General features: G+C 33.0%; 26 protein-coding genes. 3 read left to right on the forward strand and 23 right to left on the reverse strand.

The window, feature by feature from the left end; genetic code table 11:
* Positions 1–40: 40 nt before the first annotated feature.
* The 9 genes from AAC069_RS07615 to AAC069_RS07655 form a co-directional block, all read right to left on the reverse strand.
* Positions 41–937, reverse strand: a complete 897-nt coding sequence (locus tag AAC069_RS07615; RefSeq protein WP_339919881.1) for a septum formation inhibitor Maf — start codon at positions 935–937, stop codon at positions 41–43.
* 374 nt (positions 938–1,311) lie between these two features.
* Positions 1,312–2,649, reverse strand: coding sequence for a glycosyltransferase 87 family protein (locus AAC069_RS07620; protein WP_339919882.1), 1,338 nt, complete (start codon positions 2,647–2,649; stop codon positions 1,312–1,314).
* The gene (locus AAC069_RS07625) at positions 2,646–4,127 is read right to left on the reverse strand and encodes a cellulose synthase family protein (protein WP_339919883.1); all 1,482 of its coding nucleotides are present in this window, start codon (positions 4,125–4,127) and stop codon (positions 2,646–2,648) included. Before AAC069_RS07625 ends, AAC069_RS07620 begins: the two co-directional genes overlap by 4 nt.
* A 4-nt stretch (positions 4,128–4,131) precedes the next feature.
* On the reverse strand, positions 4,132–4,821 hold the full coding sequence (locus AAC069_RS07630) for a glycosyltransferase family 2 protein (RefSeq protein ID WP_339919884.1): 690 nt from the start codon (positions 4,819–4,821) through the stop codon (positions 4,132–4,134).
* Positions 4,821–5,219 (reverse strand): hypothetical protein, encoded by a 399-nt coding sequence (locus AAC069_RS07635; RefSeq protein WP_339919885.1) that lies wholly within the window; start codon positions 5,217–5,219, stop codon positions 4,821–4,823. Before AAC069_RS07635 ends, AAC069_RS07630 begins: the two co-directional genes overlap by 1 nt.
* Before the next feature lies 1 nt (position 5,220).
* Positions 5,221–6,813, reverse strand: coding sequence for a 4Fe-4S dicluster domain-containing protein (locus AAC069_RS07640; RefSeq protein ID WP_339919886.1), 1,593 nt, complete (start codon positions 6,811–6,813; stop codon positions 5,221–5,223).
* Position 6,814: 1 nt separating this feature from the next.
* Positions 6,815–8,110 carry an FAD/NAD(P)-binding oxidoreductase gene (locus AAC069_RS07645; RefSeq protein ID WP_339919887.1) on the reverse strand — a complete coding sequence of 432 codons (1,296 nt, stop codon included), beginning with the start codon at positions 8,108–8,110 and terminating at the stop codon, positions 6,815–6,817.
* An 81-nt stretch (positions 8,111–8,191) separates the two neighbouring features.
* Complete coding sequence (locus AAC069_RS07650; protein WP_339919888.1) at positions 8,192–8,947, reverse strand: hypothetical protein; 756 nt, start codon at positions 8,945–8,947, stop codon at positions 8,192–8,194.
* A 230-nt stretch (positions 8,948–9,177) separates the two neighbouring features.
* Positions 9,178–10,083, reverse strand: a complete 906-nt coding sequence (locus AAC069_RS07655) for a hypothetical protein (RefSeq protein WP_339919889.1) — start codon at positions 10,081–10,083, stop codon at positions 9,178–9,180.
* 206 nt (positions 10,084–10,289) lie between these two features.
* Between AAC069_RS07655 and AAC069_RS07660 the strand changes: the two genes are divergently transcribed.
* Positions 10,290–11,447: an outer membrane protein assembly factor gene (locus tag AAC069_RS07660; protein WP_339919890.1), complete on the forward strand. Its 1,158-nt coding sequence runs from the start codon at positions 10,290–10,292 to the stop codon at positions 11,445–11,447.
* A 5-nt stretch (positions 11,448–11,452) separates the two neighbouring features.
* Here AAC069_RS07660 and AAC069_RS07665 read toward each other — a convergent pair whose 3' ends face one another.
* From AAC069_RS07665 to AAC069_RS07685, 5 genes are all read right to left on the reverse strand, one after another.
* Entirely contained in the window at positions 11,453–12,145 is a 693-nt protein-coding gene (locus AAC069_RS07665; protein ID WP_339919891.1) for a TIGR04283 family arsenosugar biosynthesis glycosyltransferase, read from the reverse strand.
* Entirely contained in the window at positions 12,138–12,896 is a 759-nt protein-coding gene (locus AAC069_RS07670; protein WP_339919892.1) for a DUF547 domain-containing protein, read from the reverse strand. The genes AAC069_RS07665 and AAC069_RS07670 overlap by 8 nt, the downstream gene beginning before the upstream one ends.
* 68 nt (positions 12,897–12,964) lie before the next feature.
* The gene (locus AAC069_RS07675) at positions 12,965–13,837 is read right to left on the reverse strand and encodes a sterol desaturase family protein (protein ID WP_339919893.1); all 873 of its coding nucleotides are present in this window, start codon (positions 13,835–13,837) and stop codon (positions 12,965–12,967) included.
* 53 nt (positions 13,838–13,890) lie between these two features.
* Entirely contained in the window at positions 13,891–14,502 is a 612-nt protein-coding gene (locus tag AAC069_RS07680) for a TIGR04282 family arsenosugar biosynthesis glycosyltransferase (protein ID WP_339919894.1), read from the reverse strand.
* Positions 14,492–14,944, reverse strand: a complete 453-nt coding sequence (locus AAC069_RS07685) for a rhodanese-like domain-containing protein (protein ID WP_339919895.1) — start codon at positions 14,942–14,944, stop codon at positions 14,492–14,494. The genes AAC069_RS07680 and AAC069_RS07685 overlap by 11 nt, the downstream gene beginning before the upstream one ends.
* A gap of 459 nt (positions 14,945–15,403) precedes the next feature.
* Here AAC069_RS07685 and AAC069_RS07690 point away from each other — a divergent pair, with 459 nt between their 5' ends.
* Positions 15,404–15,880, forward strand: a complete 477-nt coding sequence (locus AAC069_RS07690) for a hypothetical protein (RefSeq protein WP_339919896.1) — start codon at positions 15,404–15,406, stop codon at positions 15,878–15,880.
* Between the two features lie 79 nt (positions 15,881–15,959).
* Here AAC069_RS07690 and AAC069_RS07695 read toward each other — a convergent pair whose 3' ends face one another.
* From AAC069_RS07695 to AAC069_RS07725, 7 genes are all read right to left on the reverse strand, one after another.
* The gene (locus AAC069_RS07695) at positions 15,960–17,087 is read right to left on the reverse strand and encodes a low temperature requirement protein A (protein ID WP_339919897.1); all 1,128 of its coding nucleotides are present in this window, start codon (positions 17,085–17,087) and stop codon (positions 15,960–15,962) included.
* A 141-nt stretch (positions 17,088–17,228) separates the two neighbouring features.
* Complete coding sequence (locus AAC069_RS07700; RefSeq protein ID WP_339919898.1) at positions 17,229–17,705, reverse strand: SRPBCC family protein; 477 nt, start codon at positions 17,703–17,705, stop codon at positions 17,229–17,231.
* 162 nt (positions 17,706–17,867) lie between these two features.
* Complete coding sequence (locus AAC069_RS07705; RefSeq protein ID WP_339919899.1) at positions 17,868–18,452, reverse strand: hypothetical protein; 585 nt, start codon at positions 18,450–18,452, stop codon at positions 17,868–17,870.
* A gap of 103 nt (positions 18,453–18,555) precedes the next feature.
* Positions 18,556–18,759 (reverse strand): hypothetical protein, encoded by a 204-nt coding sequence (locus AAC069_RS07710; protein WP_339919900.1) that lies wholly within the window; start codon positions 18,757–18,759, stop codon positions 18,556–18,558.
* A gap of 61 nt (positions 18,760–18,820) precedes the next feature.
* A complete protein-coding gene (locus AAC069_RS07715) occupies positions 18,821–19,066 on the reverse strand; it encodes an aminotransferase class I/II-fold pyridoxal phosphate-dependent enzyme (RefSeq protein ID WP_339920262.1) in 246 nt (81 codons plus the stop codon).
* A complete protein-coding gene (locus AAC069_RS07720) occupies positions 19,060–19,437 on the reverse strand; it encodes an aminotransferase class I/II-fold pyridoxal phosphate-dependent enzyme (RefSeq protein ID WP_339919901.1) in 378 nt (125 codons plus the stop codon). The genes AAC069_RS07715 and AAC069_RS07720 overlap by 7 nt, the downstream gene beginning before the upstream one ends.
* Positions 19,416–19,655, reverse strand: coding sequence for a hypothetical protein (locus AAC069_RS07725; protein WP_339919902.1), 240 nt, complete (start codon positions 19,653–19,655; stop codon positions 19,416–19,418). The genes AAC069_RS07720 and AAC069_RS07725 overlap by 22 nt, the downstream gene beginning before the upstream one ends.
* 611 nt (positions 19,656–20,266) lie before the next feature.
* On the opposite strand from AAC069_RS07725, the gene AAC069_RS07730 reads away from it, so the two are divergent.
* Entirely contained in the window at positions 20,267–21,082 is an 816-nt protein-coding gene (locus AAC069_RS07730; RefSeq protein WP_339920263.1) for an EamA family transporter, read from the forward strand.
* A gap of 85 nt (positions 21,083–21,167) precedes the next feature.
* Here the strand turns inward: AAC069_RS07730 and AAC069_RS07735 are convergent, their stop codons facing one another.
* Positions 21,168–21,701 carry a peptide-methionine (S)-S-oxide reductase gene (locus AAC069_RS07735; RefSeq protein WP_339919903.1) on the reverse strand — a complete coding sequence of 178 codons (534 nt, stop codon included), beginning with the start codon at positions 21,699–21,701 and terminating at the stop codon, positions 21,168–21,170.
* Between the two features lie 249 nt (positions 21,702–21,950).
* Positions 21,951–22,811, reverse strand: a complete 861-nt coding sequence (locus tag AAC069_RS07740) for an alpha/beta hydrolase (protein ID WP_339919904.1) — start codon at positions 22,809–22,811, stop codon at positions 21,951–21,953.
* Positions 22,812–22,897 lie beyond the last annotated feature (86 nt).

Raw genomic sequence — 22,897 nt, forward strand, 5'->3', positions numbered from 1 at the left:
TTCCTTAAATAAATATCATGCTAAAGATATTAAGCAATGTTTAGAGCCCCATATCTTTGCGCAAATGTTCATCAATTAACCCTTTCTTTTCCCAATATGGGCTAAGAATACTCTTGATAAGAGTCCCTGTAGTAGTCATCATTTGTTTGTTTTTAAAACCATCAGGATATGATTCTTCGAATTTTACAATGCGGTACGGAAATTTATTTTCAAAATATATTTTTAATTTTCGATTCAGTTTTTTGTAATCTAGGGTGTAGCAAGAGGTATCATTTTGTTGCTTTTCTCTTGACGCTACTACATTTTGGAATTCCATGTTTTGATGCGTCAAGCGCAGATAGAAAAAAGAGGGTAGCATCTTCATTTCTCCAAGGGGTAATTTTTCAGGATTCATTCTGATTAGTGACCAAATTTCATCTTCAAGATGTTCTTTTGGGAGTGTTAGTTTTTGTTCACCTTCGCTTTCAAAGTAAGAATGTATTTGGATGTCAAAAGCATTTCGATTTTCTAGCTGTACAAACACCTGTCCACACCATTCTTGAATGCTTGTCACTATTTTTAAGGCATGCTGATTTTCATATACAGGTAAAAAAGAACTGGTCATCATGGAGTAGGGATAAATTCCCGTTATAAAATTCTTGGTAAAGTTAAGTTTTAGAACTGAAATATCTTTTTCTGTTGGCTGATCTGCTTTGACTAATTTTGTTGTAGAAAACGGTTCGGTTACAAAAATCATAACTGCTTTTCCTTCGCGTAATTCACCATATCGAGCTTGGGTAAGTTGGAAACTTGATAACTCAGCCTCACCGTTGAACCAATATTCTTTAAAGTCTTGTGAAATTTCCCTTTTATCAACCAGATCTCGTTTTTGAGATTTACTGCAAGCCGTAATGCAGAGGGCAGCAATGGTGCATATAATTGTTATTTTGAGTTTCATCTTTTTTTAAAGTTAAAGGATTCGAAATAGGTTTTCTTGTATCAATTTAGTTAGGTGTCTTGGGTTAGCTTTACAATAGTATAGGAGTTAACTTAATATCGAATATAGATAGTGCTTTTACATTCGATACTTTATTTTTATCTCTACTAAAAATGGCAACTTCAATATGTACTAAAATAAGCATTTTAAATTTAAGAAGCTATATATAAGTACTTTAGTAGACGGAGTATTTACGATTTCCTGACAGAATTCCTATTTAATTCGGTTTTTTTTGTTTTATAAGGCTAATTCTTTTTTCCTTTTGAAAAGTCAAAGGGTATCGTATGTATTTTCCAAGTAGTTAAACTATTAGTGTGGATTGATCTTCAATAGTTTTAAGTATACTGTTTTCTGGAGGAAAGATAGTTCCGTTTTTCATAAATTATAAAAGCGAAGACTATAAAATATTCTAAACCGATGAGCCAGAAGTTCTCTTTGAATTCAGGATTTATATAAGCGCTGTAGCTCAAAATCACTGTCAAACTCCAGATAAGTGGGAATTTGTATTTTGTGAATACTCCAATAAGAATAAGATTGATTATATACCATGGATGTACTGTAGTTGAACTTAGAAAATATAATGTTAAAACAACAAGAAAACTTTTGAATAAATCAAGTGTAGTTTTATTTTTTGCATTAAAGCTTTGGTATAATATGAAAAGTAAAATTAGTACAGGAATAATTCTTCCCGTGATATGAATGATGTTGTATCCGGTAATCCAAAATCCAATCTGTCTAATGATGTAATAAATACTGGCGTTGAATTCAAAATTAGTGAACCACAGGCCTATGGTTTCGCTATAATTCTGAATTAATTCCTTCGAAAGAAAGGGGAGGAAGAGCAATACATTTACACCCATTACAATGGTGTAAAATGAAACCGCTTTTTTCCAACCTAATTTTTTTAAGAATAGCGGTAATAGCAATAATGGTAATAATTTGACAGAAATAGACAACGTCAAAATTAAGGCAGCTAATTTCCATTTATTTTGCTCTAGAAGATACATTGCCCAAACAAAAAAGAAGAGCATGATTCCTTCAAAATGTAAATTTCCAGTTAGCTCAATAAGTACTAATGGATTGAGTACATACCAGAAAATACGATGCTTATCCATTCCTAAACGGAGAAGTAATTTACCACCAAAGTAGAGTGTTCCAAAATCTGCTGCAATAATAAGCAATCGCATCCCCATTGCTGCTCCTAGTATAGATTGTGTACTAAAAAAGGCAGCAACAGCAAATAAGAATTGGTTTACAGGGGGATAGTTGGAGTAATGTCCAGCGCTCAAACTTCCCATTCCGTTATACAAATCAGAAGCGTTTGGAATAACAAAGTTGTTTTGGTTAATAAGGTCTTTTGGCAGCTGTAAATACGGATTTATATTTTCGAGGATAAGGTTCCCATCCCATATAAAGCGAAAATAATCTTGAGACAAATTAGGTAACGCCACTAGAAAAACCAATCGAAACAGTAGTGCTGCTCCAACTAAAAAAGGGATGTTATCTTTTTGCAGTTTTATAATTTGATAAAAGCAGACAAACAGAAAGCTATAAGAAATAACTAAATGTAGAAAATCAGCTCTATTTAAAACATAAGCGATATAGGCATAGATAATTAGGCTTAGTATAAGAAAACCATAGGACTTCATGCTCTTTGAAGCGTTCCAACTCATTTATTAATTTGTATTGATTTGACAAATACAAAACTAAAACCAATGAAAAGCATTAAATGCAAGGCAATCAAGCTGTAGTCATTCAGTAGAAAAGCACTATACATAGCAAAAACAAAGTAAAGGATTAATATACCTTCAACTATGATGTTTTTTGAAATCGTATGTGAAAGATAACTATTCTGTTTCCATTTTTCTTTAAGTGCCTCGATATTCAATTTTGGAGTACGCACGAATTCACTTTTCTTCCCCCACAAACCTTCTAGCACTGCTATGGTGTTGTGAAATGAGAATCCCATTGCAATGGTGTAAAAGGTGATAAATAAAGTAATGTATTTTAAGAAGTTCTTAAAACCTCCTCCATGAATACTCTTGTAAGTTGCCCAATAGCTAATAAAAAAAAGGATTGAAGTAATAACAAAAAAGATTAGTAAGTCAAATACTTTTTCAAATTCAGCAAACTCATTCTTGATGTATAACATGGGAACACTTAAGATTGCCATTGTAAAAATCGCCAAAAACATGGTACTATTCAATAAATGCAACATTCCATGAGCTTTTGTCTTGAACCCAATAGATTCTGATTGTAGTACTCGAATCGCGTTTTTGCTGAAATTTTCGGCGCCACCTTTGTTCCATCTAAATTGCTGGGAACGTGCGGCACTTATAATTGCAGGCAATTCAGCAGGGGTAACGACATTTTCGAGATATTTGAATTCCCAGCTTTTTAACTGAGCGCGATAACTTAAATCTAAGTCTTCGGTAAGGGTATCACTTTCCCAGTTCCCCGCATCGAGAATACATTGCTTTCTCCATACTCCGGCAGTTCCATTAAAATTGATAAAATGCAATTTAGAATTCCGACCTACTTGTTCTAAAGTGAAATGGGCATCTAAGGCAAAAGCCTGAATTTTTGTCAATATCGAATAGTTACGGTTCAGATGGCCCCATCGGGTTTGAACCACTCCAATTTTTGGATTTTTAAAATAAGGGATCGTTTTATAGAGCCAGTCTTTTTGAGGAACAAAATCAGCATCAAAAATAACGATAAACTCTCCTTTAGCAGTAAGTAAACCTTCCTTCAAAGCACCTGCTTTAAACCCCGTTCGATTAGTGCGTTGAATGTGTTTTATGTCTAGTCCTGACTTTGCAATTTGGCCTATTAACTCTTTCGTTTCCAGTACGCTATCATCAGTACTGTCGTCAAGAACTTGAACTTCAAGTCGGTCCTTAGGATAGTCCATTTGTGCGACGGTAGTTAATAAGCGTTCCACTACATATTTTTCATTATAGATAGGAAGCTGTATAGTTACGAAGGGAATTTCATTTGGTTTTGAAAGGTCAAATTGTACAGACTTATCTGTACGTTTTTTACTTTTTAAATAATTCAGCAGTAAGTTAAAATGGGCTAAACTATAGAAAAATAAAAGCAAAATCGAAATGCTGTATAGAATTACAATGATATATGAAAGTAGTAACATGATATTATTTAAAGGTGTATTTGAAAATCCATCCTATTATTTTTATTCCCGCCATAACGCTTCCTTTTACAGTTCCTGATACTTTTGAAATTCCTATTCTATTTTTATAGCGAACAGGGATTTCTACGTAAGTCATTTTTTGTTTTAGAACTTTAAGTTGCATTTCGACCGTCCATCCATAGGTTTTATCTTCCATATTTAAAGCGACTAACTTTTCATATTTTATGGCTCTAAAAGGACCTAAGTCTGTAAATGTAGCATTAAAAAAGCTTTTCATTAAAGTTGTTGCCAGCCAATTTCCAAAAACTTGTTGTGGCGTCATCGAATGTTTTTCCCGTAAATGTGCTACTCTGGCGCCAACAACAAAATCAATATTATCATCCAGTATCGGAGCAATAATTTGGGTCAAGTCCTGAGGATAATCAGAATAGTCTCCATCTAGAAAAACGACAATATCAGGCTTTGCTTCTAGCTGCCCAATGTATTCCAAGCCTTTCAGACAAGCATAGCCATAGCCTTTTCTGTTTTCAGAAAGAACAGTTGCACCGGCATTCTTAGCTACTTGAATCGTATTGTCTGTAGAATTATTGCTGATAACAATAACTTCCGAAACGCTGGAGGGAATATCTTTAATGACATGCCCGATGGCTTTTTCTTCGTTGTAAGCAGGAATAATTACTTTTATTTTACTCATTAGAAGCTTATTTTATTGTCTTTTTTGAATTCACTTATCGAATTCCATTCTTTAATTTTGTTACCCATAGAATATTTTTCAGCTTTAACGAGTTTATTTTTTTTGTAAAATAATGAATAACCATTTAATTGATCGTTTTCAAATTCACTTTTTTTATTGATTGCCTCATTTGATTTGTAAAAAATCCACCACTTGCATTTTTTATTAGCGGTGTAGTGACCTTCTTCTTTCTTATTTCCATTTTCGAAATAATAAAACCAGTAATCTACTTTTTGATTTTGGTTTAACCAACCCTCTGATTGCAATTGTCCGTTTTTAAAGTAGCTTTTTTGATAGTTTCTTTGAGCGGAAGCTTGAAAAAAAGTAAATATAATCAATAGGTAAATTACGCTCTTCATGTTATTTTTGGTTAATTAAATCCATTAAATCAACATCGTTTCCTAATAAAATTTCGTTCGAATTGATTCGGCCAGCCGGTGTGTCATTTTCTAATTTCAGTACTCCTCTGGGACACACGGCTGCACATATACCACAACCTACACAGGAAGAACGTACAATATTTTCTCCTTTTTGAGCATAACTACGTACGTCAATTCCCATTTCGCAATAAGTAGAACAATTCCCGCAAGAAATACATTGGCCACCATTAGTAGTAATTCTGAATTTTGAAAACAATCTTTGTTGTAACCCTAAGATTGCGGCCATAGGACAACCAAAACGACACCATACACGATTTCCCATGATAGGATAGAAGCCCACGCCCACAACGCCACTAAAAGCGGCACCGATAGCAAAACCATACCATTCTCTTAACGAGTTACTATCAATAAAAAGAATATTTTGATTCCCTGAAAAATAATTAATAAACAAAGAGATGATAATAATCGCCACTAAGGAAAGCATAGTATAAACAGCGTCTGTATCTAATTCTTTACGTTTAAATATATATAAGGTTCCTGTGAAAACGACAAGGAAAGCTATTATACCCCAAATAAATTGGTCTCTGGTGATAAAGCTCATTTCAGGATTATTAGATAGGAAAGTAAAGATAACAGCAATTGTCATTACAAATGAAAATACTAATACTGAGTGGATCATCCAACGTTCAATTTTCCACGCGGTTTCGGTTTTGTTTGACAAGTGTCTAAAGCTGTCTCCGGCAGTTTCAGCCAGGCCACCACAACCACAAACCCAAGAGCAATACCAACGTTTTCCGTAAAAATAAGTTAGAATAGGGGAGATAATGAATATCATCGCTATTCCAAAAAACAACATGAACATTCCTAAATTCCCTCCTTCAAACATGTTCTTTAAATGCCACTCATTAAAGAAATAATAATTTAGCGGCCACATATTCTTCAAATCCTTTGCAAAATAGGCTTTCTCAGGGTTCAATTTTTCGAGTATTTCAGGGATTAAAAAAGCAAATCCCAACTGAAAAAACATCACTGAAAGCGTACGTACTAACTGGTATTTATTGTGACGGTATTTTAAAATAAATTTATAACCCAGACCTAGAATGGCAATGGTGTATAATGTTCCATATACAAACCATTGGCTAGCTGCTTTTCCGTTTAAAATATAACTAAAAGGATCAAAAAAGCCCACAATTCCCGTGTTTGCACCACCGTCTTGATTTAGTCCCAAGTATTGTGGAAACCAGTATAAAACAATATAAAAGGAAGTCAGTATAATACCCGTCATCCAAGCCCAAGTCCCTTTATTAGTAAAATCCTTATGCCACAGGCCGTTGTTTTTTATTCCTTCAGGCTGGTTTAGATAGGTTCTATTAGCATAGACTACAATTCCCGTGAAAATGGAGACGATAGATCCTGCTAGCCAAATCCCTTTGTTAGGGAAGGAGACATTCAATAAGGCTAGTGTCATAATAAACAGACCTAGTAATCCAAGTGTAATGCCTAATTTCTGGATTCCATCCATCTGCATGTTTTCATGAGAGGCGATCGATATATTTTTAACTGATTTACTCATGTTATATTGTTTTTACACCAACGAATTGGCTAATGAATTGCTTTTGGATTTCTTGATTATGGGATGTATATAATTCGGGATCAAAATTAGCTTCAGCTAGATGATGAATGACATAATCGACTTTTTCTTTTTTAGTCAAAACGGTATCAAAGAACTCATGGCGCATGCGTATCCCGAAAGTATTGATGCCTAGAAAAGTGCGGTCATTTTTATCAAATGAGATTCGGATTGCTTTTTTGCCCGACTTATGTTCCCAGTAAAACTGTTCCTCATCGTCTTTGGCTGTAGCCCAAACCCATCCGTAGGTTTGATATTCAATGTCTAAAAACTTGGCCGAATTGAACCAATGTCCGGGCTTGTATGCGGTAGGCGCTCCAGTTAATGTTTGTGCTAATACTTCTCCCATCATACGACCAGTATACCAAACGGCTTCTATTGGTCTACGTAAATCAATGGCTTCATGCTGTTCAGCACAGTCTCCAATGGCATAAATATCCTTAATATTCGTTTCTAAGTAACGGTTCACCTTGATTCCTTTTCCCAGTTCTATTCCGGAGTCTTTTAAGAAATCAATATTTGGAGAAACACCAGCAGTCAAGCCAACGATTTCACATTCTATAGTCTCTCCTTTATCGGTAACGACTGCTCTAGCATGTCCTTTTTCATCTGAAAGAATTTCTACTAAGTTAGTGTCTAATCTTAAATCGATATGGTGTTCTTGTATGTGGCGGTTGATCATTTGGCTTTCGCCGAAAGGCAAAACACCACTCCAGAAGCTTTTTTCGCGAACCAGAAAAGTAACTGGTATATCGCGAGAACGAAGCATTTCGGCTAGTTCGATACCAATTAAACCACCACCTACTATTACAGCACGCTTTGTTTTAGGCGCCCAGTTCTCCAAAGCTTCTAAATCCTGTTTGTGATAAAGTCCGGTAACACCTTCTAAATCTTGCCCAGGCCATCCGTATTTATTAGGTTTTGATCCTGTCGCGAGCACTAATTTATCATAAGCTATCTTTTCATTGTTTGATAAGATAATTTCTTTTGAAGTAGGAATTACTGCTGTAACTAATCCTTGAACCAGATCAATCTTGTTTTTTTTCCAAAAATCATTTTCATAAGGCTGCATGTGCTCAAACTTCATATGTCCCATGAACACGTACATCAAAGCAGTACGAGAAAAGAAAAATTCATTTTCAGAAGAGACAATAGTAATTTTTGAATCTGATTTTTTTCGAATGTGACGCGCTAGAGTAACTCCCGCAATTCCGTTACCTATGATGACAATATGTTCCATATAAAATGAATTTGTTTGTTGTTTTTTCAATAAAAAAGACGCTACTGACCTTTAAAGTTAGGTATTTAGAATCAAAAGATTCTATTTTGTTTTAAAGTCAGCTCCAGCTGTAAAATAGTCAGTATCTGCTTTAACGAATTTGATATCAGTTAGCGTTGCATGGCCTATTTCATCGGTAAACCCTTTTCCTTCTTCCCATCCCCAGAAAACCCATTTTGTAGCCATAGGAATACCATCAACTGCTTTGTATTCTAAATATTGAATCGCATGTGGATTCTTTTCGGCTGCTTCTTTACCTCCATTTATACTAACTATATAAGCTGCTTTCTCAAGTAAATTTGTTGTTTTATCAGCATAAACTACGTACCAATCATCTGGTGCTTCTCCCGTTCCTGATTTAAAGCTTAGCTTTTCAGTTAGGTAATTTTCTTTATCTTTTTCTTTATTATCATACGCATTCCATATCGTTCCTGGATCAGATAATTTATAAGGGAATAGGAAAAAATATTCCCAGGTGAAAGCATCAAAACGAACCGATTCCTCACTTGGAATTGTAGAAGAATAGAACACTTTATCTTTATTAAAAATAATTTTAGCCCCATTTTTATATTCAATAACTCCTTTAGTTGAGTTGGTAAGAATTGTAAATTTGGCATCTATTCTTTCTTTTCCGCCAAACTCTAATTTTAAATCAAACTGTACTGCTTCTTTAGCTAAAAATTCTTGTTTATGATGTGCTTTTTCTACTTTGTCTGTAAATTTTAAGTTTTCTTCATTCGATTTACATCCTACTGCGGTAAGAATGATCGCTGTTAAAGCTAGAGCAATTTTTTTCATTATGAATTGTTTAATTATTGTATTGATTATTTTTAAGATGTCTAATTTATAATCACTAGACATTATTATCAGTTACTAGATGTTTTGCTTCCATGTATCTTTATAAATGGTAACTACTCATTATAACTCTCTATTGATTTAAATATTTGTCTTAAGCCCTTCAGGGAATAGGGTTGTATTGTGCGAATGATCGTGAAACTATTAAAACTGGTTGTGCTTAATTGATTATTTTAAAATATAGCTCTTAATCCTAAATTAAATGATTGCCCTAAACCGCTATCGTTACCTCTAATAAATTTGCTGTACAATGTTTCAATATTTAAACTTTCTGACAATTGATATTTTGCACCTAAACCTAAAGCGGTATAATTTTGTGAAAATTTATTATCAATTTCGATAAGTTGAGCATGTTGTGCAAAAACCAAAGTTGTAAATTTTGAACTTGGAAAATAACTAAGAAATATACCCGGTGCTAACTCAACGCTAGAATTGGCATAACCGCCATTTGGGTTAATCGTTCCATCTGCGTTTTTATTTTTTTCTCCAAAGAATAATCGAGTTCCTAATTCTGAAAACAATTGAAATTTAGAACCAGGAAAACTATAATCATAAAAAAAACGATTTTGCCAGATATAGCTATTGTTTGCTAAATATCCATTTTCATTACTTTCATTGCTAAATAACGGAATAAATATAGAACTTTGCATAGAAAAATTGGGTAATGAACTAAATGGTGCAATCTTAACTGAAGGTGCAATATGTGATAGCCCTGTTCTTGATTTCCCAATTTCGTTATTAAACGATAAAGGACTTGTAGCACTTTGATTTCCGAATGTATTAGAGCGATATTCTATAATTAATCCAGCATTAAATTTTTTACTCTCTGAAACACCAGTAAAAACTTCTAATAAGGTGGTGAAAAAGTTGGAGCGAGGCACGTCTATCGTAGTGCCGTTTACGTCAGCTTTCGTTTGTGTGTAGAGGTTATTAAACCATTTAACATCCCACTTTCCATTTTCTAAAAGTTTTGAAGGTGTATAGTTTTGAATATTAGAGGTCTCGTTTTGTTCTTCTCCTTGAGCATGTGTTACTGTAAAAGCAAGAATGAATAATAAGTAAAATAGAGGTTTTAACATTTTTTTCGAATTTATTAATCAGACGGACCGTTTCAGTATTCCTGACAAATATTTTTAATTTTTTTTAAAAAGTTTAATACTACATTAGCATTCCAAATATTTATATAAATAATATGAGGTTTATTATTCTTTTTATGCTTTTTTCGGTTACGATTTTTTCGCAAGAAAAAAAGGTGTCCGAAATCGTAATTAGTAATACTAAAAAAATGAATTCCGACTTTATTTTGAAAATCATCGAAACGAAAGTAGGAAGTCCGCTTGATAGCTTGAAGGTAGAAAGAGATATTGTTATCCTCACTCGATTAAATGGTGTTTCAAAAGTTGAATATCAAATTGATCTTTTGACCAATTCAAATTACAAACTAACTCTAAATTTTACAGAAAGTTATACAATTATACCGTTGTTAAATATTTGGACGACAGATGGATTTGGTTCCTATAGACTTGGTTTGTATGAGTATAATTTTCTTGGGAGAAATACGGTCTTAGGAGGATATTATCAGTATAACGAATTCCACTCTTATGGAATAAATTTTTCTTCACCTAGTTTATTTTCTGCCAATGTTGGAGCGGAAGCCAATTTTCAAAAATGGAATAGTAAAGAGCCTGTTTTTATAAACAGCAACAAAGCAAATTATCAATATACGAATACTTCTATTGAGGTGTTAGGAATATATAAGTTTGATTTTCAAAACCTTATAAAGTTAGGGGTTGCTTTTTTTAATGAAAAATATAATTATATTGATGGAGCAACTGCTACAGATATTCCTCAGAATTTAGATGTAAACAAGCAATTGTATAAATTGCAATATACTTTTGATAATTTGAAGTATGATTATTTTAAAATTGATGGACTTAAAAGCAATTTATATCTTCAATATGTAGTTTCCCAAAACAATTTTCAAGATAAGTTTGTAATTGGCTGGAATGATTTAATGTATTATAAATTAGTTGGTGTTAACGGGAATTGGGCTTCTAGACTGCGACTGGGTTTGGCATCTAATAGTAAGAGCCCATTTGCACCTTTTGCGGTTGATAATAATATAAATCTAAGAGGAGTAGGAAATATCATTGATAGGGGAACAGGAACAGTAGTTTTAAATTCAGAGTACCGACATACATTATTCGAAAAAAATAAATTGGCTATCCAAAGCAATTTATTTGTAGATGCAGGAACTTGGCGAAGCCCGGGAGGAAATTTAGATGATTTATTTAGTTCAAATAACATAAAGGTGTATCCTGGTTTTGGTATTCGATTTATCCACAAAAAAATTTACAATGCTGTTTTCAGGATTGATTATGGTTATGGTATTACTAAAAATGCTAACAATGGAATTGTATTTGGAATTGGCCAATATTTTTAAGAGGCTTACTGAACATATTTTTTATAATAATTCAACATGCTTTCCACAGAATGTCCTAGTTTACGTTTAAGATGAATTACTGTAAAATGGTATTGTAAACGCCAAACTCCATTCTTTTGATACCTTCTGGCCGATGTAATTACGTAATCAGGAATAACGACAAATTGGTTTTTGGCGTAAAGCCTTGAAATAATTTCATTATCCTCATAAATGATATACTGCTCGTCAAAACCGTTTATTTCTTTAAATAATTTTTTGGTAACAAATAGCGATTGATCTCCGCCGCGGCAGGAAATATGATTGAATCGAGTGAACCATTGTGAAACGATTAAAACGGGATGCCTGTAATCAAATTTCATTCTGAAACAGCCAGCGAGACTTCCTTTTTGAGCTTGTTTAAAAACAAGTAAATCAAAATTATAAGGAGGATAACTATCACAATGCAAAAAGTACAAAATTGTTCCAGAAGCGACTCTCGATCCAGCATTCAGTTGTATTGCCCTTCCTTTTTCTGACGAAATTAAAATGGTATTACCGTGTTTCAAAACCTCCTTTTGCGAACCGTCTATACTGCCGCCATCCACTATAATTATTTCGTAGTCTATTGTTTTGGAAATCGAATCTTCTATATGTAACAGAAGTCGAGCAATAGCATCGACTTCATTAAAAATTGGGATTATTATCGAAATTTTATTCATTCAAACTCCAGTTGTACTCTTTGTAATTTACTTTTGCTTTACTACTAATTTTGACTGTGCTGTATTGATTTAAAAAATCAATAACAGAACCTTTACTCTTAAAATCACCGGCGAACCAATCAAATATTTTTGAAATTTCAATTTTATTTGCTGTTATTGTATTCTTAGTTTTATCGTTAATAAAACTTTTTGCCACAGCTTCTAGTTGTTTGTCTAATTGTGCTGCAGTATAGGCTTCATTTAGTAAATTCGGGCAAGAAAAAGAAGCGCAATTGATGGCGAAATGGATTCTTGGTTCGTCCATTTTGCGAAGTATTTCATGTTCTATTTCTTCTAAGCTGTATTTTTTGTTCCCTAAGGAAAAGAATTTTTTACCCCAAGGATCATTAATGTCTTTAATACTTTTAGTTGGATAATTGTCTAAAATTAATTTTACGGTGTAAGCGTTATATGCATTTATCCAATAGGCAAGTGTAGCATTTTTAGACCATGTTTTTGTAGGGACATTTGACGATAATTCATTAAGGTAGGCCTGTAATTCTTTACTGTCTTTTTGAAATCCCTTGTAATTTACATTTCCGTTTTTAGAAACGTTTTTCTGTAATAACGTATTCCATTTAGCATGATTTATAGTCTGCGCATCTGCCGTAGTAGTAGTTTGGTATGCTGCAGTTGGAATTTCATTGTTGTCTTTATTTTTTCCACAAGAAAGCAGTGGCAATAGAAGTAGTGTTAAAAAATATGTTTTCATATCGTTCTTATTTTAAAATTATACAAGTATAGACAGTGATACAAGTCATTCCTGACAAAAAAAAGAGATTATTTCTTAAACGGGTAGATTTCCTGTTCAATAAAATCATTAGGAAACTCATTTTCATCGTCAAAACCAAGTTCGATATCTCTACCATCACTAGGTATGTAGTTGGTTTTAAAGATATAATCCCACAAGCTTAATGAAATTCCAAAGTTGACACCATATTTAATAGGTATTTTTTTACTGTGGTGCCAAATATGCATTTTGGGGTTATTAAAGATGTATTTTAAAAGACCGTAGTCCCAACCTATATTAGCATGGTTTAAATGGCCTATAGCAATCGAGATGAAATGTACAATAAAGACATCCTCAAGGTTTACACCTCCCACAAGAATAATAGGAATGTACAGTATGGATTTGTAAACCAATGGTTCCATCCAATTGTATCTAAAATGGGCAGCAAAACCCATTTCTTTTACGCTGTGGTGGGTTTTATGAATTTTCCATAAAAAAGGAATTGTGTGCAGTAAACGATGCACGTTCCATTGCAGGAAATCGCTAATGAGGAAGAATAGGAATAAAGCCAACGGTTTAGATAGCGCAGATATAGAAAACAGCTGAATAGACATTAATTCGAGTCCAAATACATGGAGTACGTCATTAAGAAACTGTTCCATTACATTAGATAATGCAATGAGAAGAACTAAATTGAGTAAGAAAAAATTGAAAAACAGATAGAATAAATCCAACCAGAAATCTTTACGAAAAATAGCTTGTTGTTTTCTCCAAGGAAAAATAAGCTCAAGGATCCATACGACCAAAGAAATGGCAATCAATCCATAAAAGTAGTTGTCCCACTTCCAGTATAAAATTTCGTTCTTCAGGTAATTAAAATAACCGCTGTAGGAATTTAGTAGTATGTCAATGTATTTTTCCATTTTTTTTTGCAATGCGTATTTTAAGGTTAAATGAGTTTTTTTGTCTCTTTTATTTATGCAATGAGGTTTAAAGCAGCTATGTCATAGGAGCTTCGTTCTAAATCTTCAAAGGTATCGATATCATTCAAAGTGTCTAAAAGGCCTACTTTCTTATTCTCTAAATCTCTCATGGTCGCTTTAAAAACACTAGCCGTTCCCCAGTCTTTATTCTGGAAGATAGCGTGGTCGTCTTTTTTTAATCCTAATAAATAATAACCACCATCTTCTGCAGGACCAATTACTACTTCATGATTTAAAAGTTTCTTAAAAGCAGTTTCAATAATAATCGCTTTTAAGTCAAATAGGTCACTACCTACAATAATACAATTTGAGTACCCCATTTCAAAAAGGGTTTTAAAGGCATCGTGCATCCGTTGGCCTAAATCACCATTAGATTGTAGCTTTTTTTGATAAGATGTGCCAGACCAAATGTCGTTTTCTACAATTTCGGAGTCATAAAATACAAATTTATCGCAGTCGATAGCCTGAGTTTCATTCCTGGTGTGCAGTAGCAAATCTTTGTAAACGGTTAAGGCCTTTTCGTTACCAATTGTTTTTGCTAGTCTAGTTTTTACTTTTCCTAATTCAGGATTACGAGTAAAAATGAGTAGAGCATCAGTCTTCATATACCTTAATTCCTTTGGTTAAATAAACACTCCATGCTTTATTATAAGCGTGTACGCTGTCTGTCACTTTATTTTGATTGTTCACCACTTTCCCGCCATTATTCTTATATTCAAATATGCCTCCGTACAAATTGTAGACATTTTTGTACCCTAATTTTTGTAATTTTTCACCTATTTGCTCACTTCGCACACCAATGGAGCAATAGACAATTATTGTGGCGTTCTTGTCTTTGACCTTTGCAGTAACATTGTTAGATATAAAATGATCGAAGCCTACGGGAATGGCTCCTTGAATGTGACTTACTTTGTATTCTTTTGGTTCTCTGGCATCCAAGAAAACTAGATTTGCTTTCTCTTTCAATTCATTGACTTTAATATAGGGAACAGTTTCTTTATTCAGTTTTTTCAAAACTTGAGGAATGCTGTTCTGTGCAGAAAGCATTATTGAAAAAAAGAAACTAATAAAATAGATATAGAGACGCATGGTAATTTTTTATAAAGGTATTTAATTAATTAGACGTCTAAAAACTTATTTCCTGACAGTTTGAATTTTAAATACGATAGAATAAAAATAGAGAGCTAAGGTGATTCCATTTAAAACTTACCAACTCTTTACTTATGAATTAGGATATAGGTTGATATAGCTATAGTTGGCAGAGTGTATTATTTTTAAGACGATATTAAATACGGTTTAGATAGAATGCAATTGTGTTTAAATTATTGTAAATAGTAGGGAGTAATTTATATAATCTATTGCATACCAATATAGATAAAAGCAAACTTGGTTATTTTAATAAGGTATTTACCCCTAAAATTTTATAGAGAATCTTTATAAATGCAATTTATTTATTCGTAAATTAGCAATGGCTATTGCCAAAATTATTAACTAATAGATACTACTATGAAAAACCTAGGCCTTTTTTGTTTGCTGTTAACTTGTATTGGACTCGAAAGTTGTAAAAATAATCAAAGTGAAAAACTCATTAAAGCTAAGGAAGCTGTAGAGATAGTAAGCGTACAGTGCTATAAAGCGGTTTATGAAGAAGATACGCTTGATTTGAAAATTAATACTTTCAAAAATGGAGAAATAACAGGTGATATGGATATGGCTATTGCTAATATGCCGAAGAAGGTTGGTGAAATCGCCGGAGAATTTCGTGGCGATACATTATTTGCCAGCTATACCTTTACCCAAGGTGGGTATACGGAGAAAACGTATAAGAATCCAATGGCATTTCTAAAGCGTGGTGACGAACTCATTTTAGGAAATGGGCAAATCCAAATTACGTTGGGAGCTTCTCATTTTGTTAAAGGAGAGCCTATCGATTTTGAAAAAGTAAAATATAAATTTACCGCTGTTGACTGCGTTGATAAATAATCACTAAAAAGGGGAGAGCAATCTTCCCTTTTTTTATTTATTACGCACATTAACTCTCGTGGAGATATTCGATAAAAACTCAAAAATTGACTTTACCATATAATTTCATCTGTGTTTTATAGTTAAGCAAGATATAAATGGCAAAAGAAAACGCCATCCCAAAAAGGATGTATTGAGCCCTATCTAAAAGCAGAGACACTGCAGTTATCAAAAGCACGATCAAGGTGTTTATTATTCTGTATTTACCGTTTTCAGGGGTATTGATGGCATATGCTGTTTGTTTTCCAATATATAGAAGCAGCATTCCTGACATGGCCATAATTCTAAAATCAAATAGGTTTAGATCGTTGAGGATGGCATGTCTTATTGTATTTGCAAGTATCGCAAAAGACATATATACTAATAACTGAGAGTAAATAATACCAGTTCCATATTTATCTCTTTTACTTTCAATCAAAAAATTTAGCGAGTCGAAATAAATCCACCAGATCATGGCTATTATCGAGAAGCCTACCATTCCCGTAGCCATAGTTAATATTGTCCAATCTACATCAGTAAGGCCAGATGTCAAGGAAGCTATAGACTCGCCTAAAAGAACAATGGCTAGCAGCCCGATGCGTTCTACTAAATGTTCTTTATCTACAGGTTTAGTTGAGTTTTGCGTATTTAGAGCGGTCTGGATGATAATAATTTCTATAAAAATACTAGTGGTTAGTAGTACAGCTGCTATTTTGTACGAAAAAAACAAACCAGATACAGCAAGGAGGGTTCCAATTATTAGCACCCAAATAATCCTTTTGTTTATTGATCTCCCCTTTATCTTTTGGATATCCTTAGCGTATAATCCCGCCGTAATTAGTTTGGCTACACCGTAGACTAACAAAAAAATAGCGTAGTTAGTTTCTATTCCAGAGTCGATTGTCGTGGATAAAATGATAAGGACAAACATAATCAGCAGCGTGAAAACTCTATGGAACCTACTGTCATTGTCAAATCTATTAGAAAAGGAGGTATGTAGTACCCAAATCCACCAAAAAGGTAAAAATAATATAGCAAATGATAAGTATACATGACTGTGTAGTTCATAATTATGGGTGTATGCTAATAGATGAGTTACCTTACCCAATGCCACAACAAAGATTAAGTCAAAAAAGAGTTCGAGCCAGGTTGAGTGGCGATTTTCCATTAAATACATTGTATTTTTCATAGGCTTTAATGCAAGTCTAGTTAGATAAAATAGGAAGCAATTTTTCTCATTTTTTCCGTGAGGAAAAAACTAAGTTATGAAAATTATTGTTTCTTTTACGACAAAGACGCAAATGGCAGGCAACAACTCTTCAAACTCTAATCATAGTTTGACGATCAATTTCCATTTTTCTGTTTCGGCAAATTCTTTGATGGTTTTATTCCTTTTTTCAAGAAGATTGATCATGTATTTTTTTAAGAATAATTTGTCGGCGCAAATTCCAACGAAACCTAGAGGAGATTCATATTCAAAAATATCGGTCATTAAAGTTCCGTTTTTAGTATCAACGAAAATATGTTTGTGTCTAAACCATTTAAAAGCGCCATTTTCCATTTCATCAATAAAATAATTCGGACTTTCAAATTCGGTAATCTTTGAAGTTAAAAGTTGGTAAACTCCAAAATGTTTAGCTTTCCAGGTGACACTTTCATGTAGTTCAATTAGTCCAGTTGTTTTTCCGGCGACCGCTTCTTCATTAGTATGTTTTGTAGAAATTTTATGTAAATCGATACTTCGAGAAAGATCAAAAACAATTTTCTTGTCAGCCTTTATTTCAGTTGCTAATTCAATTTTTGGCATGATGTTGAAGATGTGAGGTCTAAGGTACTGTCGCTTTAAGACTTTTGTTTTGGTCGATGCGAGTGATTATTGCTGGAAAAGGGGATATAGTAAAAGTGCGATCTCCTAGTGTTAAGTACTACAAAAACCTACTAATTTATACGGTTTTGTAAAACGTATTTATTACATTCCGTAAGGTTTTGAGGGTAATTCGTCCAGCCAATCTTTTCCATATTTTTTATTTAAATATTCTGAAATCATCTGATTATTTTTAGTCGCTCTTTTAAAGGAAAATGGGTCGATTGCACAATTTTCTATAATCAGTCCAATTCCGTATTTCTCTTTGAAATTTAAATATTCTCGCGGTATTTTATTATCAATTCCGTGAATAATAAAATTTAAATTTCCATCGATATCGTATAATCTCGCTGTTTCATTTACATTGTTAAATGTGTCTACATCCATTTTGTTACCTTTTTCATCGTAGCAAGAAATAATTCGAGTTAACTTATCATTATCCCATTCCTTTTCGGCATGAATTGAACCGTTAGTGTGATATGATTTCCATATTCCAGCCTTCTTGCCCTGGATAAAAGTCCCAATTTGTTCTCGATTACCATTTTCATAGAAAAGTTGGCATTTCCCATGTTTTATATTATTAGTAATTTTTCCTTTAGCTTTTAGGTTTCCATTTTGATAAAAGTCCTTTTGTATAGTGCAAGAAATCAATGTCAAAATTGTTATTATTATAAGAAACAGTTTTTTCATAATTTTTTATTTAAGATTAATCTTGAATGTTTACTAAATATACGATGTAAAAGGGTTCGAAATCCAGCTAGCTCAATTTGGCGGTTGTATGCTGTTTTTATATTTACTCTAATGCTTTAATAAATTGTTTCATTTCTTTCATTGTACCAATTGTAATTCTCGACCATTTCCCCTTTTCTTCATAAATTTTAGTTCCTAGAATATTATTCTTTTTTAACTGCTCAAAAAGGTCTTTGTTGTAATTCTCTAATGAAAAATAGACAAAGTTTGTGTGGGACGGAATACAACGTATTTTTAGATTCTCCAATTGATCAACTGTATATTTTCTTACTTCATTGTTAAATGTAATAGTATCAGTTACAAATTTATCATCCTTTTAATGATGCTAAAGCTCCTGAAGCCGAGACAACACTTACACTACCATTTGTGGCAAACTGCAATTGACTTATTTCCTTAATAGTTTCAGGATGTGCTATTGCATATCCAACACGTGAACCTGCTAAGGCATATATTTTTGAAAAGGTTTTGGCAATAATTAAGTTTTTATTCTCCGTTACAAGATTTGCAAGTGAGGGTTGGTCGGTAAAATCTAGGTAAGCCTCATCTACTAAAATTTTCGTTCTTTTGTGGCTTCATTTATGAAATTTAGAAGTGCTTCACTTGCACAAATTGTCCCAGTTGGATTATTAGGATTACATATATAAATCATTTTGGTATCAGTGTCAATAGCATTTAGCATTGCAGATAAATCATGCTTTTTATCTGCTGTTAATGGGATTGCAATTTTTTTAAGACCTGCATTTTCCGCTGTTATAGTCCAATAATCAAACGTAGTTTCCGCAATAATTAAATTTCCTGATTTTTTTGAGCAAAGCAAAGCAACTAAATTTAAAATTTCAGAAGAGCCCGCACCTAGTAATATGTTTTGATCAGTTAAATTATGTTTTTGGGCAATTTTTCCAATTAGTTCGTTAACAAATCCCAATTATAGCGATTGCTGGCACTTACACTATCACTCATCGCATTACTTGCCAATGTTGATGGACCATAAGGATTTTCGTTTGACCTTAACCGAATTAGGCTTGTGCTTTTTTCTTTAATGATGTTTTCCTTTGTTGGAATTGCAAAACTCTCAAACGGAATAAAACCTAAACCTACAATACCTAAACTTGTTTGCTTTAACCAATTTCTTCTATTACTCATAGTACATTTTTTTAAATGTTGTAAAATTTAAAGTTTCAATTTAGTATTGATTTCCGGTTTTAGCTCGGCAAAACATTCTGTAACGTCTAGGCTATGGTTAGTACGGGAATTAAAATTATTGAATTTCCGATTAAGCACTTAGCCAAAACTTTTTATTTTGTTTTTATCTTTTTTGTTCTAAAGCCAAATCAAAAGATTTGAAGGAATTATAAAAATACACTAACTTTTGGATAAAACATCAAAACCCGTATTAATTATAGCTTTTGTTGGCAGTAGTTTTTATCTATGTAATTAGGTATTATATTTTCAGTAAAACAGTTTATTGCTACAATTAGTTATTTGGTAAAAATGTGACTTATTAACCATGGAGGAATGTACTTATTAGTACCTTCAAAAATAATTTCATTTGTTCTATCATCACATTCAATAGAGACTCTTGTTTGAGCGCTTTGTTAATTGTAACTAAAGTAATAATTACAATTCATTGTCTTTATTTAGATAATTTTATACATTCGTTTTTAAGTAAAGATTTTTTGGTTTAAGTGATGTATGATTAATTTATGAAGTATTTATTTGGCGTTACTATTATCTGAGCTTTTTCGTTTAGCTTAATTGGTGTATATCTTTCGGGGTCTGTTGATCCATGGTTTTCAGTGTTGATGCGTATCGGTATCGCTACAATGATATTTTTGCCTTTTTTAAGGCTGAAGGAAATTAAAGCAGAAACAATTTTCAGACTTACCGCAATTGGTTCGGTTCAATTAGGTTTGATGTATTGTTTTTACTTTCAGTCGTTTCAATTTCTTACTGTGCCTGAAGTGTTACTTTTTAGTGTATTGACACCAATTTACATTACTTTATTAAATGACATTTTAAGTAAGCGATTTCATAAAGGGCATCTACTTACTGCTTTAATAGCTGTTATAGGAGCTGCTTATATTCAATACTCAAGCATTAGTGAAAATGTGTTTTTAGGTTTTTTGATCACGCAAGGTGCCAATCTTTGCTTTGCTGTTGGTCAAGTTGCTTACAAGTATTTATTAAAATCTACGCCTGAATTAGAAAGTACACCTAAGCATACTATTTTTGGATTGTTCTTTATTGGTGCGTTTTTAGTAGCACTAATTGCTTTTTCCATTCTTGGCTCAACAGAAAAGATGCCAACTACATCAGTTCAGTGGGGAATATTAATATACCTGGGTGCTGTAGCTTCAGGTGCAGGTTATTTTTTTTGGAACAAAGGTGTTGCTAAGGTAAATACAGGATCATTAGCGATTATGAATAATGCGTTAGTTCCATTAGGATTAATTGTCAACCTAGTTATATGGAATAAAGAGGCAGATATTAAGAAGATTATAATTGGTGGAAGCCTTATTTTCGCTTCCCTTGTACTTAATGAATATATAATAAAAGGAATCAAAGAATAGCTAAGTTCTTGATCATTAACTTCATAAAGGCTTATTTAGTTTGAAAATTACAGTCTTGGCTAAATTCTAGTCAGCTAGCTAAATATTAGTTGTTACTTTTTTTATACTTATGTAGTAGGTCTAAAGGAATGTGGCAATAATAGTAGTCATTTGGGTGCAAGGTTAATCTATCTTGATGTTCTTCATCACTTGGGATAAAATTTGTTAAAGGAAGCACTTCAATAGCTATTTTTTTTATTGTTTTATTTTCATGGTTTAGTGTCTGTTCTATTTCCTTAATACAATTTTTGGCCTTTAACAGGTGATTTTGATTATCGCTGTAGATACCGGTGCGATATTTTTCTCCTATATCGTTTCCTTGTTGGTTGATACTATAAGGGTCAATGATTTCTCTAAAGTAATGTATTAAATCTTCAATCGAAACAACCTTAGAGTCAAAGGTTGTTTTGACACATTCTGCATAACCATCATAGGCTGTATTAGTGGATTTCGTAAAGCCATTAGCTCTGCCGGCTTGGGTCTCAAGTACGCCAGGTAGGTGTTTTAAGAACTCTTGTACGCCCCAAAGGCAGCCTCCTGCAAAATATATCGTTTCAATTAATTGTTCTTTTTTTGTCATTTTTATTTCGGAGTAACGTTTCTTTATGTTTTTGTTTAGTGGGTTTTAAATTATTCAATTTTTTCTGTAAAACGTTACCTTAAAGTAATTTTTTTTTTGGAGAAGAGAGGAATTGCTGCTAACGTTTCGCCACTTTAAGATAGCTAGAAATTTGTAACCGCTCAATTTTCGGCTTAACGGAAACTAGCTGCGAAAAGATAATTTCACTAAACTCCCGCTACTGAAAATGGCTGTTAGATACAATTATTCCTACCATTTTGTAAAATCGGAATCAGGTCTTTTAAATGGTTTTTCTAAAAATCTATTCACGATTTCATTAAATAATTTAGGGTTTGACGCTGGTGCGAAATGTGTTTCTCCTGGCATTATACATAATTGAGCTTTTGGGATATTTTCATACATTTCTAAACTATGTTCGCTTCTAATAATATCTTCATCGCCAGCGATTATTAATACTTTTGTCTTTATTTTGGATAAATCTTCAATTGGAATATTTGGCTGATCACCCAAAAGGCCGAGAAGTTGCTTTCGTAAATTCCAATTTGCAGTAGTGTCTTTTTCTTGAATTTTTGAGTTAATCATTTTTTTAGATTGTAAAACTTCTTTAACAGCCCAAGAGTTGACAGCCGTTGAATCAGGTCTTAAATTTGCACCCATTGCTACAAGCTTCTTTATTTTTGATTTGCCTGAAATAGCCATTTCCAACCCCACAATCCCTCCATCGCTCCATCCAACAATGCTAATGGAATCTAATTTTAAGTAATTAACTAAGCCCTCCCAATCTTTTGTGATTTGAGTATATGTCAAAGAATCTGTTTTCATTTCAGATTTACCTTGCCCTCTATTATCAGCGATGATAACTCTGTATTTAGTTTTGAAATAATCGATCTGATTTCCCATCGATTCAATACTACCACCATTTCCGTGAATAAGTAACAACGGTTCGCCTTTTCCATATTCCTCATAGTAGATTTTAGCACCATTTATGGCAATATATTTCCCTACAGATTCATTGTTTCCATAAGGAGTATCAAATTTAAAGTTCATTTGAACTTGAGCATTTGTACTACTCCAAATCAAAGAGAAAAGAAAAAGTACTAGTAGTTTCATGGTGTTTTTCATTTTGGTTGGTTTTAAATGTAGCTGCTGTTATGCGCTCCCCTGTTATTCGGTCCAAGTAGCATTTTTTTTAAGTC

It is taken from the genome of uncultured Flavobacterium sp., from assembly GCF_963974175.1.
GTDB lineage: Bacteria > Bacteroidota > Bacteroidia > Flavobacteriales > Flavobacteriaceae > Flavobacterium.

What these genes read in the sequence shown, in the direction of transcription:
- AAC069_RS07695 (WP_339919897.1), bottom strand. Translation starts at nt 17,087, where the DNA reads ATGAAAAATACAATGTATTTAATGGAAAATCGCCACTCAACCTGGCTC.
- AAC069_RS07700 (WP_339919898.1), bottom strand. Translation starts at nt 17,705, where the DNA reads ATGCCAAAAATTGAATTAGCAACTGAAATAAAGGCTGACAAGAAAATT.
- AAC069_RS07670 (WP_339919892.1), bottom strand. Translation starts at nt 12,896, where the DNA reads ATGAAAACATATTTTTTAACACTACTTCTATTGCCACTGCTTTCTTGT.
- AAC069_RS07725 (WP_339919902.1), bottom strand. Translation starts at nt 19,655, where the DNA reads ATGAGTAATAGAAGAAATTGGTTAAAGCAAACAAGTTTAGGTATTGTA.
- AAC069_RS07615 (WP_339919881.1), bottom strand. Translation starts at nt 937, where the DNA reads ATGAAACTCAAAATAACAATTATATGCACCATTGCTGCCCTCTGCATT.
- AAC069_RS07665 (WP_339919891.1), bottom strand. Translation starts at nt 12,145, where the DNA reads ATGAATAAAATTTCGATAATAATCCCAATTTTTAATGAAGTCGATGCT.
- AAC069_RS07705 (WP_339919899.1), bottom strand. Translation starts at nt 18,452, where the DNA reads ATGAAAAAACTGTTTCTTATAATAATAACAATTTTGACATTGATTTCT.
- AAC069_RS07675 (WP_339919893.1), bottom strand. Translation starts at nt 13,837, where the DNA reads ATGGAAAAATACATTGACATACTACTAAATTCCTACAGCGGTTATTTT.
- AAC069_RS07740 (WP_339919904.1), bottom strand. Translation starts at nt 22,811, where the DNA reads ATGAAACTACTAGTACTTTTTCTTTTCTCTTTGATTTGGAGTAGTACA.
- AAC069_RS07620 (WP_339919882.1), bottom strand. Translation starts at nt 2,649, where the DNA reads ATGAGTTGGAACGCTTCAAAGAGCATGAAGTCCTATGGTTTTCTTATA.
- AAC069_RS07635 (WP_339919885.1), bottom strand. Translation starts at nt 5,219, where the DNA reads ATGAAGAGCGTAATTTACCTATTGATTATATTTACTTTTTTTCAAGCT.
- AAC069_RS07655 (WP_339919889.1), bottom strand. Translation starts at nt 10,083, where the DNA reads ATGTTAAAACCTCTATTTTACTTATTATTCATTCTTGCTTTTACAGTA.
- AAC069_RS07680 (WP_339919894.1), bottom strand. Translation starts at nt 14,502, where the DNA reads ATGAAGACTGATGCTCTACTCATTTTTACTCGTAATCCTGAATTAGGA.
- AAC069_RS07735 (WP_339919903.1), bottom strand. Translation starts at nt 21,701, where the DNA reads ATGACAAAAAAAGAACAATTAATTGAAACGATATATTTTGCAGGAGGC.
- AAC069_RS07650 (WP_339919888.1), bottom strand. Translation starts at nt 8,947, where the DNA reads ATGAAAAAAATTGCTCTAGCTTTAACAGCGATCATTCTTACCGCAGTA.
- AAC069_RS07660 (WP_339919890.1), top strand. Translation starts at nt 10,290, where the DNA reads ATGAATTCCGACTTTATTTTGAAAATCATCGAAACGAAAGTAGGAAGT.
- AAC069_RS07630 (WP_339919884.1), bottom strand. Translation starts at nt 4,821, where the DNA reads ATGAGTAAAATAAAAGTAATTATTCCTGCTTACAACGAAGAAAAAGCC.
- AAC069_RS07645 (WP_339919887.1), bottom strand. Translation starts at nt 8,110, where the DNA reads ATGGAACATATTGTCATCATAGGTAACGGAATTGCGGGAGTTACTCTA.
- AAC069_RS07690 (WP_339919896.1), top strand. Translation starts at nt 15,404, where the DNA reads ATGAAAAACCTAGGCCTTTTTTGTTTGCTGTTAACTTGTATTGGACTC.
- AAC069_RS07625 (WP_339919883.1), bottom strand. Translation starts at nt 4,127, where the DNA reads ATGTTACTACTTTCATATATCATTGTAATTCTATACAGCATTTCGATT.
- AAC069_RS07640 (WP_339919886.1), bottom strand. Translation starts at nt 6,813, where the DNA reads ATGAGTAAATCAGTTAAAAATATATCGATCGCCTCTCATGAAAACATG.
- AAC069_RS07685 (WP_339919895.1), bottom strand. Translation starts at nt 14,944, where the DNA reads ATGCTTTCTGCACAGAACAGCATTCCTCAAGTTTTGAAAAAACTGAAT.